Annotated in this window: 15 protein-coding genes; 8 read left to right on the top strand and 7 right to left on the bottom strand. The window is 71.1% G+C overall.

Annotated elements, in window-relative coordinates; translation table 11 throughout:
- Nucleotides 1-96: 96 nt before the first annotated feature.
- Both OG331_RS09520 and OG331_RS09515 read right to left on the bottom strand, forming a co-directional pair.
- Nucleotides 97-1,797: an L-aspartate oxidase gene (locus OG331_RS09520; protein ID WP_406209873.1), complete on the bottom strand. Its 1,701-nt coding sequence runs from the start codon at nt 1,795-1,797 to the stop codon at nt 97-99.
- A gap of 204 nt (nt 1,798-2,001) precedes the next feature.
- Complete coding sequence (locus OG331_RS09515; protein WP_406193931.1) at nt 2,002-2,901, bottom strand: RNA polymerase sigma-70 factor; 900 nt, start codon at nt 2,899-2,901, stop codon at nt 2,002-2,004.
- Nucleotides 2,902-3,085: 184 nt separating this feature from the next.
- On the opposite strand from OG331_RS09515, the gene OG331_RS09510 reads away from it, so the two are divergent.
- Nucleotides 3,086-4,021, top strand: coding sequence for a UTP--glucose-1-phosphate uridylyltransferase (locus OG331_RS09510; protein ID WP_328877677.1), 936 nt, complete (start codon nt 3,086-3,088; stop codon nt 4,019-4,021).
- 17 nt (nt 4,022-4,038) lie between these two features.
- On the opposite strand, the gene OG331_RS09505 is transcribed toward OG331_RS09510, so the two are convergent.
- The 4 genes from OG331_RS09505 to OG331_RS09490 all read right to left on the bottom strand — a co-directional run bounded on the left by OG331_RS09505 (nt 4,039) and on the right by OG331_RS09490 (nt 7,276).
- Entirely contained in the window at nt 4,039-4,977 is a 939-nt protein-coding gene (locus OG331_RS09505; protein WP_406193929.1) for a hypothetical protein, read from the bottom strand.
- Nucleotides 4,974-5,459, bottom strand: a complete 486-nt coding sequence (locus OG331_RS09500) for a hypothetical protein (RefSeq protein ID WP_406193927.1) — start codon at nt 5,457-5,459, stop codon at nt 4,974-4,976. Before OG331_RS09500 ends, OG331_RS09505 begins: the two co-directional genes overlap by 4 nt.
- Before the next feature lie 3 nt (nt 5,460-5,462).
- Nucleotides 5,463-6,686 carry a macrolide family glycosyltransferase gene (locus tag OG331_RS09495; RefSeq protein ID WP_406193925.1) on the bottom strand — a complete coding sequence of 408 codons (1,224 nt, stop codon included), beginning with the start codon at nt 6,684-6,686 and terminating at the stop codon, nt 5,463-5,465.
- A gap of 116 nt (nt 6,687-6,802) precedes the next feature.
- Entirely contained in the window at nt 6,803-7,276 is a 474-nt protein-coding gene (locus OG331_RS09490; protein WP_406193923.1) for a carboxymuconolactone decarboxylase family protein, read from the bottom strand.
- Nucleotides 7,277-7,541: 265 nt separating this feature from the next.
- On the opposite strand from OG331_RS09490, the gene OG331_RS09485 reads away from it, so the two are divergent.
- From OG331_RS09485 to OG331_RS09465, 5 genes are read left to right on the top strand one after another with little or no spacing between them, the layout of a single operon-like run.
- A complete protein-coding gene (locus OG331_RS09485; RefSeq protein WP_406193921.1) occupies nt 7,542-7,727 on the top strand; it encodes a hypothetical protein in 186 nt (61 codons plus the stop codon).
- A 22-nt stretch (nt 7,728-7,749) separates the two neighbouring features.
- Nucleotides 7,750-8,454, top strand: coding sequence for a hypothetical protein (locus tag OG331_RS09480; RefSeq protein WP_406193919.1), 705 nt, complete (start codon nt 7,750-7,752; stop codon nt 8,452-8,454).
- On the top strand, nt 8,451-9,464 hold the full coding sequence (locus OG331_RS09475) for a DUF6895 family protein (protein ID WP_406193917.1): 1,014 nt from the start codon (nt 8,451-8,453) through the stop codon (nt 9,462-9,464). Before OG331_RS09480 ends, OG331_RS09475 begins: the two co-directional genes overlap by 4 nt.
- Nucleotides 9,461-10,381 carry a DUF6895 family protein gene (locus OG331_RS09470; RefSeq protein ID WP_406193915.1) on the top strand — a complete coding sequence of 307 codons (921 nt, stop codon included), beginning with the start codon at nt 9,461-9,463 and terminating at the stop codon, nt 10,379-10,381. The genes OG331_RS09475 and OG331_RS09470 overlap by 4 nt, the downstream gene beginning before the upstream one ends.
- Nucleotides 10,378-11,460: a serine hydrolase domain-containing protein gene (locus tag OG331_RS09465; RefSeq protein ID WP_406193913.1), complete on the top strand. Its 1,083-nt coding sequence runs from the start codon at nt 10,378-10,380 to the stop codon at nt 11,458-11,460. Before OG331_RS09470 ends, OG331_RS09465 begins: the two co-directional genes overlap by 4 nt.
- 96 nt (nt 11,461-11,556) lie before the next feature.
- Here the strand turns inward: OG331_RS09465 and OG331_RS09460 are convergent, their stop codons facing one another.
- The gene (locus OG331_RS09460; protein WP_406193911.1) at nt 11,557-12,927 is read right to left on the bottom strand and encodes an alpha-lytic protease prodomain-containing protein; all 1,371 of its coding nucleotides are present in this window, start codon (nt 12,925-12,927) and stop codon (nt 11,557-11,559) included.
- Between the two features lie 202 nt (nt 12,928-13,129).
- Here OG331_RS09460 and OG331_RS09455 point away from each other — a divergent pair, with 202 nt between their 5' ends.
- Entirely contained in the window at nt 13,130-13,579 is a 450-nt protein-coding gene (locus OG331_RS09455; protein ID WP_406193909.1) for a Fur family transcriptional regulator, read from the top strand.
- Nucleotides 13,580-13,603: 24 nt separating this feature from the next.
- Nucleotides 13,604-15,823 carry a catalase/peroxidase HPI gene (gene katG, locus OG331_RS09450; protein ID WP_406193907.1) on the top strand — a complete coding sequence of 740 codons (2,220 nt, stop codon included), beginning with the start codon at nt 13,604-13,606 and terminating at the stop codon, nt 15,821-15,823.
- Nucleotides 15,824-15,893: the final 70 nt, after the last annotated feature.

Below are 15,893 nucleotides of genomic sequence, written 5' to 3'. Positions count from 1 at the left end.
TCCTCTCGGAGAGATTCTTGGTCTGCACTGGATTGGTCTGCACTGGAAGTGACAGAGCAGGGGTCCTACTTGTGACAGCAGCGCTCACACAGCAGCTCATTCGGCGAGCTTGCCGTCGGTCGAGACCTCCTCCATCAGCGACGAGATCTCGTCGGAACCGCTCGGGATGCTCTCGCGGGTGACACCGGTCGTCGGGGACCACACGAGATTGACCTGCAGAGCGGGGTCGAGGCCGGGGTGGTCGCTGCGGTTGTGGCAGCCGCGGGTCTCGCGACGCTCCAGCGCCGCTTCGAGGGTGGCCCGGGCCGCCAGGGCGGCGGACTTGAGATCGAAGGCGTGCGCGAGGTCCTGATAGCCGGCGATGTCGGGGTGTACGCCGACGTCCTCCATCCGCTTCTCGATCAGGGCGAGTTCCGCCAGCCCCGCACGCAGGCCCTCCTCATCGCGTACGACCCCGGCGTGCTCGGTCATGGTGTTACGGATGGCGCGTTGCAGGGCACGTACGTTCTCGGGCCCGTCCGCCGCGAGCAGGCTGTCGACCTCCGTGCGGGCCTCGGCGACGGCCGACGCCGACCGGCGCTGTGCGGTCAGGGACTGCGAGTACGCGGCGGCGGCCTGCCCCGTGATACGGCCGAAGACCAGCAGTTCGATGAGACTGTTGCCGCCGAGGCGGTTGGCGCCGTGCAGCCCGCTCGACGCCTCCCCGATGGCGTACAGGCCCCGCACATCGGTGCTGTGGTCCTCGGGACGCACCCACACGCCGCCCATCGAGTAGTGCGCGGTGGGCGCGATCTCGATCGGCTCGCGGGTGATGTCCAGCATCTGCAGGTCGAGCATCGTCTGGTAGACGCGGGGGAGCCGCGTCATGATCGTCTGCCGGGGCAAGTGGGACACGTCGAGCCACACACCGCCCTTGGGGGTGCCCCGCCCTTCCTTGATCTCCGTGTAGGAGGCCAGGGCGACGCGGTCGCGGGTGGAGAGCTCCATCCGGTCGGGGTCGTAGCGGGCCATGAACCGCTCCCCGAGGGCGTTGCGCAGGACCCCGCCTTCGCCCCGGGCGGCCTCGCTGACCAGGGTGCCGGCCGCGTTCTCCGGTTCGATGATCCCGGAGGGATGGAACTGGACCAGCTCCGGGTCGCGCAGGCGGGCTCCGGCCTCCACGGCCAGACGGAACGAGTCCCCCGTGTTCTCGTCGCGCCGTGAGGACGTGCGCCGCCAGATCCGGGTGTGGCCGCCGGCGGCGAGGATGACGGCGTCGGCGTGGATCACGCAACGCCGTCCGGTCGCGAGGTCGAAGCCGTACGCACCGAAGACGGCACCCTCATGCACCAGCAGCCGGGTGATGTAGACGCCGTCGAGCACGGGGATCCCGAGTTGCTCGGCGCGGCGGACCAGGGTGCGCTGGATCTCCAGTCCGGTGTAGTCGCCGGCGAAGGCGGTGCGCCGGAACTTGTGCGCGCCGAAGAACCGCTGCGAGATACGGCCGTCCTCCTCCCGGGCGAAGGCCATGCCGAAGCGTTCCAGGTCGTCGATGCCCCGGGCGGCTCCCTGCGTGACGATCTCCACCGTGCGGGGGTCGGCGAGCAGATAGCTCTCCTTGATGGTGTCCGCCGCGTGCTGTTGCCAGCTGTCCTCGGGATCCATGGTGGCCAGCGCCGCGTTGATGCCGCCGGCGGCGAGTGCCGTATGGGCGTCCGCCTTGGGGCGTTTGCCCACGGCGAGGACGTCGACGCCGGCCTCGCCCAGCTCGATCGCCGCCCGCAGGCCCGCACCTCCGGTGCCGATCACCAGCACCATGGTGGAAAGACGTTGTTCGGTGACTGCCACGGTCTTCTCCGATCAGGGGGCGTCACTCATTACGACCGACCAGTGGTCGGATCTGTGACAGCACTCGGGAGGAGACGCACGCGCGGAGCAGAGCTCCAGTGTGCGGGGCACCGGCGTTCCGTGCCACGTCGTCCTCGCGCCGGGACAGCGGCGGGTCGGCCTGTCAGGGCCGCCTCAGCCGGTCAGCGAAGCCACGTAAGGGGCCAGCTTGGCCGGATTCAGGACCCACATGATGCGTTCGATGCCGCGCGCCGAGACGTCGATGCAGAGCAGCGCCTTCGCGTTGCCGTCGGCCGAGACGACGAGGACGGCCGGCCTGCCGTTGGCCTCGACCCAGCGCACGTCCGTCGAGGGCCAGAACCGTGGGGCGAAGGCGGCGAGGTACTTGGAGACGTGTTCGAGTCCGACGACCGGGATCCTGGACGCCCCGCGCATCCCGCCACCGTCGGCGTAACTGACCACGTCCTGTGTGAGGACCTCCTCCAGCACCGACAGACTGCCGGTCCGGGCCGCCGAGAGGAATGCCTCCAGCAGGCGCCGGTGAGCGGTGGAGCTGACCGGCTCCCTGCGCTCCGCCGCCAGGTGCTTCCTCGCGCGGCTCACCAGCTGGCGGGTGTTGGCCTCGCTGGACTCCAGGATGTCCGCGATCCGCTTGTAGGGGTAGGCGAAGGCCTCCCGCAGCACGTAGGCGGCCCGTTCGACGGGGTTGAGCTTTTCGAGGAGCAGGAGCACCGCCATGTCGAGGGCCTCGGCCCGCTCCGCGCCCACCTGCGGATCCGCCCGGGTGTCGACCGGCTCCGGGAGCCAGGGACCGACGTACGACTCACGCCGCATCCTCGCGGACTGGGCGAGGTTGATCGCCAGCCGGGTCGTGACGGTCGTCAGGAACGCGGTCGGTTCCTGGATGTCGGTGCGGTCGGTCTTCTGCCACCGCAGCCACGTCTCCTGGACGATGTCCTCGGCCTCCACGGCGCTGCCGAGCACGCGGTAGGCGATGCCGAAGAGCTGGGGGCGCGCTGCCATGAACTGCTGTGCGGCCTGGTCGAGGGGGGCTGCGTCATCCTCGGCGGGCATGGAGTCCTCCAGTCCTGGACGACCAGGCTACAAGCGGGCATGACAGGGTGCGCGCCGCCGGGAGCCGCCTTCCCGGGACGTTCGTCGGAGCTGCCCGGTCCCGCGCGGTCGTGGCAGGCGTTGGTAGCGTCGAAAGCGTGCCGTGTCCGCCGGTGCGGCGCGTCGATCGACCGAGAGAGATGTGATGTCCCCGACGATCCGCAGGGCTGTGATTCCCGCCGCCGGACTCGGCTCCCGACTGCTGCCTCTGACGAAGGCGACACCGAAGGAGATGCTCCCGGTCGGCGACAAGCCGGTCATCGAGCACACGGTGCGTGAGCTGGTGGATTCCGGCATCACCGACATCACCATCGTGGTCTCCGGCGGCAAGAGCCTCATCCAGGATCACTTCCGCCCCAACCCCGCCCTCGTCGAGCAGCTCCGCAGGGACGGCAAGACGGCGTACGCCGACGCGGTGGAGGAGGTCGCCGAGCTGGCCCGCCAGGGCCACATCACCTACCTCGACCAGTACGGCCCGTACGGCAACGGCACTCCGGTGCTGAACGCCGCCCGCTCCTTCGGCGACGAGCCCGTACTGGTGCTGTGGCCCGACGACGTCTTCGTGGCCGAGGTCCCCCGCGCCCAGCAGCTGATCCGGGCCTACGAGCAGACCGGCTGCCCCGTGCTGGCCCTGCTGCCGATGGACCCCACCGAGTCCCAGCGCTACGGCGTGCCCGTCGTCAAGGAGGACCTCGGGGACGGCCAGCTGCGCATCACCGGTCTGGTCGAGAAGCCGGAGCCCGCCGCCGCTCCCTCGTCGTACGCGGCGATCGGCGGCTACGTCATCACCCCGGGCATCATCGACGAACTGCGCGAGCAGACCCGCCGCTGGTACGAGCACCGGACCGGTGAGGTCTATCTGACCGACGCCATCAACGCCTACGCAGCCACCCGCGCGGTGTACGGCCAGGTCATCAAGGGCCGCTGGTACGACACCGGCAACCCGGCCGACTACCTGGTCGCCCAGATGGCCTTCGCCCTCGCCCACCCGGAGTACGGCCCGCTGCTGCGGGGCCTGGTCTCCGGGCTCGACGCCGACGGTGCCGCGGCCCGCCGGACGGGGACGGGGACTGACAGCTGATCGGGCGGCGCGGGGCCTCATGACATCGGGCGGTCCGTCGCCGCCTTCGCCCAGTGCCGGGCGCGGATGAGGGCGATCACGGTGTCGGTCGTACGGTCGAGGTGGCTGCGGCCCCCGGGCAGCTGAGCCACGGGGCTGATGTAGCTGCGCGGACCGAGGTGGGTGGCCGGATCGAGCCGGTGCACGGTGATCTTCCCCGCGCGACGGGCGCGGTTCCATCCGCTGCCGCGCAGCAGCCGCCGGCGCTGCGGGAAGATCCAGGTGCCGACCCGCTCGATCCGGTCGTAGGCGCTGGTGAGTTGATGCAGGTGTTCGGCCTTGGTGAGGTCGTTGGCGCCGTTGTGGAACCCGCCGAGCGTGATCAGCAGGAGCGAGCAGCGCAGCCGGGTGTGCAGTTCGTCGACCGCGCCGGTGGCGACCTGGGCGCCGCCGCTGTAGCTGAGCAGCACCACGGGGATGCCGCTGTCGGGCTCGTAGCCGGCGAGCCGCAGCTGCGTGGCGATCTGGGAGCCGACGGCCCGGTTGTAGAGGGGCCGGTACCGGTGGTCGGCAGCGACGAAGATCTGCATGACGTTGTGCAGGAACAGCAGCAGCCCGACCCGGCGGCGCAGCCACGCCCACACCGGCCGGTCGGCGAGCGGGTCGGCCAACGGCGAGTAGGGCTGCACCTGCCCCAGCACGCGCAGCTCAGGCGCTGCGGCGAGCACGGCCTTGACCAGCTGGCCGCCGTCCCGGGTGTCACGGACGCGGCGCTTGCCGATGCCGTCCAGGTAGACCAGGTAGGCCTCCGGCGGCCGGTCGGCGTCCGCACCCCGGGCGTAGGGCACCCCCTCGGGGAGCTCGCTGGTGGGGGCCCGGAAGCCGGCGCTGTAGACCAGCACCTCGTAGCGGGCCAGCAGGCCTTCGGCGAGCAGGACGGGCCCGAGTACGCAGGCCCAGATCAGGAAGTCGTTCATGCGACCGGCTCCGGTGTACGGGACGCACTGATCCGTACGACCAGACGCCGAACGGTCTCGACGGCGACACCGAGTCCGGCCCCGGCGACGGCCACGCAGCCGGCGGCGCCCCACCAGCCGAGCCCGGTCGCCGCCGCCAGCGGGTCGGCAAGCCCGGCGCCGACCCCCACGAAGAGCAGCAGGTGCAGCAGCGGCCCGAGCAGGGGAAACGCGAGCACGGCCGAGAGCAGCAGCGGCGCGACCAGGCCCGGTGTCCAGCCCAGCCCGTCGCCCGGCGGTGGCGAGGACACCACCAGCTCGGCGAGGGTCCACGCGGTCAGCGGCCACAGCGCGAACACGGCGGCCTCGACAAGGCCGGCAGCCGGCAGCAGCCCGGCCACGAGCAGCCGAGGCATGCCCGGCCGACCGGCCAGCAGCGGCAGGATGCGCCCGGTGGCCTCGGACAGCCCGGCGAACAGCAGCAGGACGACGACAGCGGACATCGCTCAACCTCGCTGCGACGGATCGGTGGGGACCGGCCGGTGGACCGAGCCGGCCGTATGCGCGTACCGCACCAGTTCGTCGGCGGCCCGCCGATATCCGCCGGCGTCGTGCTGGGCGGTCTTGAGGGTCGTCGCGGCTGCCCGGAACGCGGGCTCGTGCAGCAGGCGTCGGGCGAGAGCACGCACCGAGCCCTTGGCGACGTCCTGGGTGCGCAGCGACAGGCCCGCGCCGAGCCCTGCGACGCGGCGGGCGATCATCGGCTGGTCGGCGCCCTGCGGGACCACCAGCATCGGGACCCCGGCGTACATGGCCTCGTTGACGCTGTTCATGCCGCCATGGGTGACGAACAGCGCCGCCCGGGCCAGCACTTCCGGCTGAGGGACGAAACGCCGGGGGAGCACATTGGCCGGCAACGGGCCCAGTGCGCCGGGATCGGTCTGTCCGGTGGAGACGATCACGCTGCCGCCCAGCGGGGCGAGTGCGGTGGCGAAGGTGCGCAGCAGCTTCGGGTCGGTGTTGAACACCGTGCCGAGGGAGGCGTACAGCACCGGGTCCCGGAGCCGGTCGGCCTCGAACGACGGGTCGACCGGGCGGGCGCCGATGCTCGGGCCGACGAAACGGTACGACTGGTCGAAGTGCTCGACGGCAGGCTGGAACGCCCGTGACGTGTAGACCAGGTTGAGCGGCTGACGGATGTTCAGCAGGTCGAGCGGCGGTAGCCCGCGCGCGTCGAAGCGGCGATGCAACTCCAGGCGGGAGCGCAGGTAGCCCTGCACGCTGCCGGGTTGCCTCCGCGCCGCCGCCAACAGCTGCCACGACCCGCGGGTGGGGCTCGGGACCTGCCGGTTGAAGGCGAACGTGGTGAACGACGACGCCGCCGGTACGTCGAGTTCACGCGCGGCCACCGCGCCCCACAGACAGGAACTGTCGTGGACGATCAGGTCGGGCCGGTCGCGGCGCAGGTCGTCGAGCACGGCGGGCAGCAGCCGGACGGTGGTGCCCGCGAGGGACTCCAGCAGCGTGACCGGCGTCGGCGGATCGGGTAGCGGCAGTTCGCCTCCGGGGTAGAGGTGCACGGTCGCGCCGGTGGCCTCGATCTCCGCTCGGAACGCGGGCGAGGTGTGGTACGTGACGGTGTGGCCGCGCCGGACCAGCTCGGCCACGACCGGCAGCGTCGGGTTGACGTGCCCGTGCATGCCGATGTTGAGGAACGCGATGGTGCTCACAGCCTGGCCTCCACCAGGGAAGAAGTCGATGCCCCGCCCGGGCGGGCGGCCACCGTCGTGCACGGGACCGGCGACTTCTCGATCCGCGACGGCAGCCCGGCCCGCGTCATGACCGGTCAGCCGAACTGGCCGGGCTGGTAGTCCCCGGCGGGCTGCTGGTTGATGACGTTGATGCGGTTGTAGGCGTTGATGACCCCGAGGAGGGAGATCAGAGCCACGAGCTGGTCCTCGTCGAAGTGCTTGGCGGCGTCGGCCCATGCCTCGTCGGAGACACCGCCCGCCGCATCGGCGATCCGGGTGCCCTGCTCCGCCACTTCCAGGGCGGCGCGTTCGGCCTCCGTGAAGACCGTCGCCTCCCGCCAGACCGCGACCAGGTGGAGGCGCTGCGCGCTCTCGCCGGCGTGAGCTGCATCCTTGATATGCATGTCCGTGCAGAAGCCGCAGCCGTTGATCTGGCTTGCGCGGATCTTCACCAGCTCCTGGACCGTCGCCGGGAGGGTCGAGTCCGACACCGCCTTGCCGGCCGAGTTGATGTGCTTCAGGACCTTGCCTGCCAGGGCGTTGCCGAAGTAGTCGAGACGCGATTCCACGGGATCTCCTTGTCTTGTGGCGGGGTACGCCCTACTGACCGGAGTAACGCGGAACATGTGACAGGACGAGCTATGTGAGCTGCGTCTCACCTTCCGCGAGGCTCAACTGCACTTCGCTGCAAGGGAGTTCGAGGTGCGGTCGGTGCGCATGGTGGAAATGTTGAAGAAGGTACTTATGTTGCCTTGTGGGAAAAGATGCGCGCTATGTGACTGTGTGGTGCTCTGGGTCATGGAGGCTATGGCTGACCCCAGAGGAGATGGTGATATGCCTTCCGTTGACAAGGCGATCGAAGAGATCACGGGTGTCCGGACCGACCTGGAAGCGGCACTTGACCCTGCCGAGGCCGACGGCGTCTTCCGCGACAGCCGTGAGTGCGCCGCCCTGGCGCTGCTCTCCGCAGACACCAAGCTGCTGCTGTCCCCGCCGACCCCTCGCCCCAAGAAGGGCTGAGCGGACGAACGGGAGTAGCTGAATGGACCAGTCAGGCACTTCGGCCCTCTTGCAGGGCGCTGTGCAGGACATTGCGTCCGACGTGGTCTCCGCCCTCCGGGGCGGAGACCACGTGCGCATGTCCGGCACAAGGGCGGTCGACGACCCCGAGGGACAGTTCGCCCTCGCGGCCGTACGCGTGGTGGGAGCAGACCTGCTGCTGCCGCACGTACTCTTCCCGACTCCGCCCGCCTCGGACGTACTCACCGTGTTCCGGCAGACGGTGGAGGCCTTCCCGCCGCGCGCCGGCGCGGCACCCACCGTCCAGTGGAGTCACTGGGCGATGCGCCGCACCCTGCTGCGCATCGACGCAACAGGCGCATCCGCCGGGGACGGGGACACCGAACCCGACGCCGCATGGCTCGACGCGGCGACCTGGCAGGTGCTGACGCACCAACTCGCGGTCCTGGCCCCTCTCGCGGTGCCCGGCGAGGACTGTGCCGCGGTCCGCGCGGCCCGGGGGCGCCCGGTCGACCTGGCCCGCGGCTTCGTACGTGCGGTGCGCCGCAGGGACTGGCAGCAGGCCGCCGGAGCGGGACGCTGGCTGACCCTGATCGAGGGGGTACCGGACACGCTCGGCCTCGAAGCGGGCCTGGACTTCGTGGAACTGATGGGCGGCAAGGACCCCCGGGTGGCCCTCCAGGTCCAGGCGGCTCGGGTCATGCGGGCGGCCGGAGCACTCGTATGACCGATACGACGACCGTGACGGCCATGGGCGTCGATGCGATCCGGGACGTCGGAGCCGCCGCCTTCGCGTGGCTGTCCGCCCACCGCGAGGACTTCGCGCTGGGCGAGGACGCGCTCAGCGCCGACGGCCATGTCGACGCCACCTGGAAGCCGCTCGGGGAACTCGCCCAGACCTGTTCCAGCGTGCGCGCGCACACCCCGGCGTGGGACCCGCTGCACGCGTACGCCGCGGACCTGTTGAGGTTCGCCTGGCAGCAGACCGGGCAGGGGGAACTGTTTCTGCGCCTCCAGCGGTGGGAGCCCTTCGCGACCTACCCGCTGGAGGTCTACTCCGTCTTCGCCGCGGCCGGACTGCGGCATGCCGGGTACGAGGCGGCCGCCGCGACGACGGCCCGCACCCGTGGCTGGCGGCTCACCGAGCAGGAGCCGACCCGCCGGCTCGGCGTCCTGAAGGCCGAACGGCGCAGCGGTATCCACCGGCCGGAGCAGGCCGAGCCGGTGCTGCGGAGCACCTGGCTGGGCGGGCTCGCGGAGCCATGGACGTTCGAGCGCTCCTCCGGGTACGCGCTCACCCACGTCGTCTTCCATCTCACCGACTGGGGCCGCCTCCCCGCGGGCGTCCCCGCCGACGTGGCCGGCTACCTGGCCCACTGGCTGCCGCCCTGGCTCGACACCTGCCTGGACGCCGGGATGTGGGACCTGAGCTGCGAGTTGCTGGTCGTCGCCGCGAGCCTCCCGTGCCCGCCCGACCCGGCGACGCTCGAACACGCCTGGACCCGGATCGCGCGGGCGCAGTACGACTCGGGCGCACTGCCGCAACAGGCCCCTGAAGGTGAAGGGGGAGCGGAACCGGAGCCGGACTTCCTGCACTGCTACCACTCCACGCTGATGGCCGCTTTCGCGGCTGCACAGACCGTCAAGTGCCTGAGCGGCGAGGCCGATGACGACGGCCGCGCACCGCACGCGGAAAGCGTGCGGAACCGGTACGGGGGACAAGGAGTGCCCGGATGACCGACACCCGTCTGATGCACACCGTCGGCGTACGCGCCATGGAGTGGCTGTGGGCCCATCGCGACGGCTTCCGCCTGGAGCCGGACGTCGATCCCGAAGTGGGCTTCCTGGAGCGCTTCAAACCGGTCGGCGAACTGGCCCTGATCTGCCGGGTGCTGTTCCGCGAAGGGGTGGCCGGCTCACGCCAGGCCGAACTGGCGCGCAAGCTCCTCGACCACACCTGGCGGCACACCCTGGACGGCGGTCGCATGCTGGCACGCGGCCAGCACATCGAGCCGCTCTCGCCGATCCCGTTCGAGGTGTACCTGCCGTACAAGGAACTCGGGTACAGCGAACCCGAGGTGGAGCGTGCGACCGTCCTCTACCAGCGGCTCAACAGCTGGTCGGCCCTCGAACTGGACCCGACCCGACGCCTCGGACTGTCCGCGTTCCAGCGCCGCTTCGGCCTCACGCCCCGCATGCCCGAGGCAGACATCGTCGGCTCCACCTGGCTGGGCAACAGGCCCGAACCCTGGACGGTCAGCGGACACATCGCCTACGACCTCACCCACACGGTGTTCCACCTCACCGACTGGGGAGAGCACCCCGACGGCCTGCCGCCGGACATCGCCGACTACCTCGCCATGTGGCTGCCGGTCTGGATCGACGACTGGCTGGACCTCAAGCGCTGGGACCTGCTCGGCGAACTCCTCGTCGTCGACGCCTGCCTGCCCCGCCCCACCCTGGACGAACGGGGCTGGGAGGGCTTCGCCGCCGCGCAGCAGGCCGACGGCGCCATGCCCGCCGTACGGGACATGCCGGAGGGCGAGCCGGACGATCTGTTCGACATGATCTACCACCCGACGCTGGTCGCCGCCTTCGCCTCCGTGCTGGCCACCTCCCGCGCCCTGTCCGAGCTGACGCACGCCACGCCATGACCGGCCGGTCCACGCCCTGGCCGGGCATCGCCGACGACGTGGACCAGCCCCGAGCGGACGGCGGTCGCGGCGACGACGACACCCTGCGCGAGCGCCTGGAGAGCGCCGCCGATGCCGTCGACGCACCCGACGTCGTCTTCGCGGTGTCCCGGCACGGCCGCCGCACGCTGCACTGCGCCGGGACGGCGCCGCCCCCGCCGGTCCCCCGGCAGGACCTGCGCTACGAGATCGGTTCGGCCTCGAAGACGTTCACCGGCCTGCTGCTGGCCCAGCTCGTCCGGCGCGGCCTGCTGACCGGGGGCGAACCGGCCGCCGCCTGCCTGGACCCCGGCCGGCGGACCGGCGCCGACCCGGTGACGCTGGCCCACCTCATCACGCACACCGCCGGGCTGCCCGCCCTGCCGGCCGACTTCTACCGCCGGGCGCTGCCCGCCTGGCGTACCAACCCCTACGGCCGCTATCCGGCCGAGCGGGTCACGGAGGCCTTCCTGCGGTACCGCCCGCGGCACCGGCCCGGCACCCGGTGGCACTACTCCAACTTCGGCGTCGCCGTCCTCGGCCACGCCCTCGCGGCGGTGTCCGGTACGGCGTGGGAGGACCTGCTCGCCACGCACGTAATGCGTCCTCTCGGCCTGAGCGGCACGGCCCTGCGGGCGGAGGACCCGAAGGCCGACGCCGTCGGGCACGGCAAGGACGGGCGCACCCCGACCCTCGCCTTCGACGCGGGCGGCTTCGAGGCCGCCGGCGCCGTCCGCGCGACGCCGCACGACCTGCTCACGTTCCTGGAGGCGCACCTCGACCCGGACGGTTTCCCGCCGGCCGACGCGCTGCGAGCGGTGCGCACGCCCGTGCTCCGGCGCGGCCGGGGGCACCGGCACGTGCACACGGTGGCCTGGTTCCGGCACCCCACGGACGGCGGACCGATGTACTTCCACAGCGGAGCCACCCTCGGCCAGCAGGCCTTCCTGGGCTTCAGGCCCGACACGGGAACGGCCCTGGCCGCGGTGTGCACCCGCCGCTTCCGCGCCCACGACCCCTTCGTCACCACCGCGTACGGGTTCCTGGCCGAGGACTGCTGAGGACTGCCGGCGGGGGAGTAGCGACGGGCCGGGGCCGGGAGCGGACGGTGCGGGGACAGTGCCCCGCACCGGAAGCCGTACGACTCCTTGGACCGCCTACATCTTCTGCCACAGGGCCGGAGTGGCCACCGGCGACCACCTGCCCTGGGCCTGGTGGGTCTGCAGGCACTGGTAGCGCACACCCGCGACGGTCACCGTGGTGCCGGCCTCGTAGACGCGTCCCGCGGCCCAGGTGGCCGCCCCGTTGTCCTGCGGAGCGGGAACGCCCTTCTGGGCGGACGCGGTCTTCAGGACGAGGCCGAAGTCGTTGAGGATCGGGTTGATCGGCTGGTAGAAGGTGGTCCCGCCGGACGTGCAGTCACCCGAGCCGCCCGAGGTCACTCCCTGTGCCTGGGAGCCGGAGAGGTACGGGCCGCCGGAGTCGCCCGGCTCGGCGCACACGGTCGTCTCGGTCACGTCGTCGACGGTGCCCTCGGAGTAGCTGACACTCGTGTCGTGCTGCTCGATGGTGCCGCAGTGCCATCCGGTGGTGGAGCCGGAGCGGCAGATCGACGCCCCGACGAGCGCCTGGACCGAGCCGGTGACCTGGGTGCGCTGGCCGCCCTCGCCCTTCACGTCGGCCGTGGCCGTCCAGTCGCTGTTCACGGCGACCCATGACATGTCCTTGCCGGGGAACGTGGAGGCCTGGAACGTGCCCTGTTCGGCCATGTTGGAGCCGGTGGTCTCGTCCTTCGCGCTGCCGCAGTGGCCCGCCGAGGCGAAGCCCTGCTGGGTGCCCTTGGTGACGGAGAACCCGACGGAGCAGCGGGCGGAGCCGTTGATGTAGTAGGCCTCGCCGCCGACGACGTCCGCGAAGAGCCGCGGCCGGTGCTCCGACACGCGTACGCCGACGCCCTTGCCCCGGACGCCGGCGGCCTTGATGAAGGCGGTGGCGGCCGATCGCTTGGTCGCCTGCACGACGACCCGGTTCGTCGGCACGTCGACGTACCAGACCGGCGTGTCGCGCGTCTTGACCCGGGCGGAGGCGGCGTCCAGCTTCTGCTTGACGGCTCGCAGCTCGCTCAGCGGCCGCTTGACGACCGCGGCCTTCGCGCCCTGCGCCTGAATGGCGGACACGTCGCCCGCGTGGGTGGTGGCGACGGTGAGCTCGGCCGCGGTCGCCCCCCGCAGCCAGGCCCCCGCGAAGCGATCGCCCAGGGAATTGCGGAGGCGGCCTGCGCGGACGCCCGCCTCGGCCTCGTTGACCAGCCGCTTGGCCGCCTGCCCCGGCTTCAGCTTCAGGTCACGCTCCAGGGCCCGCAGCAGCGCGGCCGGCGGCCGGTCGGCACCGAGCGTCTGCGCGGCGGTGGACGCGGGCACCGCGGGCGGCGGCTCGGCCGCCGCGGCCGAGGTGGCTCCGGTGAGGGCGAGGGCGCCGAGAGCGGTGAGGGCGACGCGGCGACCCGCCGCGGTATGTCTGCCGAGCATGCGTTGTACCTCCATCGAGTACAGGTGGGGTTACGACCAATGAAGGCCTTGACAAAAAGGCATGACTCAATGTCAGAAAAGATGATTTTTCGCGCTTTGGGCGGTGCGCGGGGTCGTGTGTGCGGGTGACCCGGGGCGGCGCGCCAAAGTTTCATCATTCGTTTTCTTGAATGATTCGTGTTTAGCGCGATAGCTTGGCGTCATGACCGCATCCCAGACTCCGACCCCTGCCGAGGAGCTCCGCGGTGCCGGCCTGCGGGTGACGGCGGCGCGTGTCGCGCTGCTGGCGGCCGTCCGGGCCGGTGACCACCTCGGTGTCGAGGCCATCGCCTCCGGGGTTCGTGATCGCGTAGGTCATGTCTCCCTGCAAGCCGTGTACGAGGGCCTCCACGCCCTCACGGCGGCGGGACTCATCCGTCGTATCGAGCCGGCCGGCAGCCCGGCCCGGTTCGAGGGGCGTGTCGGCGACAACCACCACCACATCGTGTGCCGATCATGCGGTGTCGTCGCCGATGTCGACTGCGAGGTCGGCGAGGCGCCCTGTCTGACCGCGTCGGACGACCACGGCTTCACGATCGACGAGGCCGAGGTCATCTACTGGGGCCTGTGCCCCGACTGCTCCACCGCCCGCAGTGCACCCCGAGCACTGTGATCCACCTAGTTCGGAAGGTTTCCCATGGCTGAGAACCCCGATGCGATCGTCACCGACGCGAAGACGGAGGGCACCGGAGGCGGCTGCCCCGTCGCGCATGATCGCGCCGCGCACCCCACCCAGGGCGGTGGAAACCGCCAGTGGTGGCCGGAGCGGCTCAACCTGAAGATCCTTGCCAAGGACCCGGTCGTCGCCAACCCGCTCGGTGCGGAGTTCGACTACGCCGAGGCGTTCCAGGCCCTGGACCTGGCGGCCGTGAAACGTGACATCGCCGAGGTGCTCACCACCTCGCAGGACTGGTGGCCCGCCGACTTCGGCAACTACGGCCCGCTGATGATCCGTATGGCCTGGCACAGCGCCGGCACCTACCGCATCAGCGACGGCCGTGGCGGTGGCGGCCGCGGTCAGCAGCGCTTCGCCCCGCTGAACAGCTGGCCGGACAACGGCAACCTGGACAAGGCCCGCCGCCTGCTGTGGCCGGTCAAGAAGAAGTACGGCCAGTCCATCTCCTGGGCCGACCTCATGATCCTCACGGGCAATGTCGCCCTGGAGACGATGGGCTTCGAGACGTTCGGCTTCGCCGGCGGTCGCGCCGACGTCTGGGAGGCCGACGAGGACGTGTACTGGGGTCCCGAGACCACCTGGCTCGACGACCAGCGCTACACCGGCGACCGTGAGCTGGAGAACCCGCTCGGCGCCGTCCAGATGGGCCTCATCTACGTCAACCCGGAGGGCCCCAACGGCAACCCGGACCCGATCGCCGCGGCCCGCGACATCCGCGAGACGTTCCGCCGCATGGCGATGAACGACGAGGAGACCGTCGCCCTCATCGCCGGTGGTCACACCTTCGGCAAGACCCACGGCGCGGGCCCGGCGGAGAGCGTCGGCAACGACCCCGAGGCCGCCTCCATGGAGGAGCAGGGCCTGGGCTGGAAGTCCACCTACGGCACCGGCAAGGGCGGCGACGCCATCACCTCCGGTCTGGAGGTCACCTGGACCACCAAGCCCACCCAGTGGTCCAACGACTTCTTCGACATCCTCTTCGGCTACGAGTGGGAGCTGACCCAGTCCCCGGCCGGCGCCAACCAGTGGGTGGCCAAGGACGCCGAGGCGATCATCCCCGACGCGCACGACGCGTCGACGAAGCGTCTGCCCACGATGCTCACCACCGACCTCTCGCTGCGCTTCGACCCGATCTACGGCCCGATCTCGAAGCGCTTCCACGAGAACCCGGCCGAGTTCGCGGACGCCTTCGCCCGTGCCTGGTACAAGCTGACCCACCGTGACCTGGGCCCGAAGTCCCTGTACCTCGGCCCGGAGGTCCCGGCGGAGACGATGCTGTGGCAGGACCCGCTGCCGCAGCAGGCCGAGGGCGAGGCCATCGACGCCGCGGACGCCGCGGCGCTCAAGGCCAAGCTCCTGGAGTCGGGCCTGACCGTCCCGCAGCTGGTCTCCACCGCGTGGGCGTCGGCTTCGACGTTCCGCGGCAGCGACAAGCGCGGCGGTGCCAACGGCGCCCGTATCCGTCTGCAGCCGCAGAACGGCTGGGAGGTCAACGACCCCGACCAGCTCGCGCAGGTCCTGCGCGTCCTGGAGGGCGTCCAGTCGGAGTTCAACTCCGGTGCCAAGAAGGTCTCCCTGGCCGACCTGATCGTCCTCGGCGGTGCCGCCGCGGTCGAGAAGGCCGCCAAGGACGCCGGCTTCGACGTGGAGGTCCCCTTCACGCCGGGCCGTGTGGACGCGACCCAGGAGCACACGGACGCCGAGTCGTTCGCCGCGCTTGAGCCGTCCTCCGACGGGTTCCGCAACTACGTCGGCAAGGGCAACCGCCTGCCGGCCGAGTACCTGCTGCTCGACCGGGCCAACCTGCTCACCCTGAGCGCGCCGCAGATGACCGCCCTCGTCGGTGGTCTGCGTGTCCTGGGCGCCAACCAGGGGCAGTCCTCGCACGGCGTGTTCACGGACACCCCGGGCGTGCTGACCAACGACTTCTTCGTCAACCTGCTCGACCTGGGCACGACGTGGAAGTCGACCTCCGGCGACCAGACGACCTTCGAGGGCCGTGACGCCTCGGGCGCCGTCAAGTGGACCGGCACCCGTGCCGACCTCGTGTTCGGTTCGAACTCCGAGCTGCGCGCGCTCGCGGAGGTCTACGCGAGCGACGACGCGAAGGCGAAGTTCGTGAACGACTTCGTCGCGGCGTGGGCCAAGGTCATGGACCTGGACCGGTTCGACCTCGTCTGATCCATACCGAAACACGGCGTCCAGGCCGGCCCGCAGGGGTCGGCCTGGACGCCGTGTTTTGTACTGCTGC

The organism is Streptomyces sp. NBC_01017 (assembly GCF_045162795.1).
Classification (GTDB): Bacteria; Actinomycetota; Actinomycetes; order Streptomycetales; family Streptomycetaceae; genus Streptomyces; species Streptomyces machairae.
Note: the sequence above shows the minus strand (reverse complement) of the source record. Positions and strands in the feature narration are given on the sequence as shown.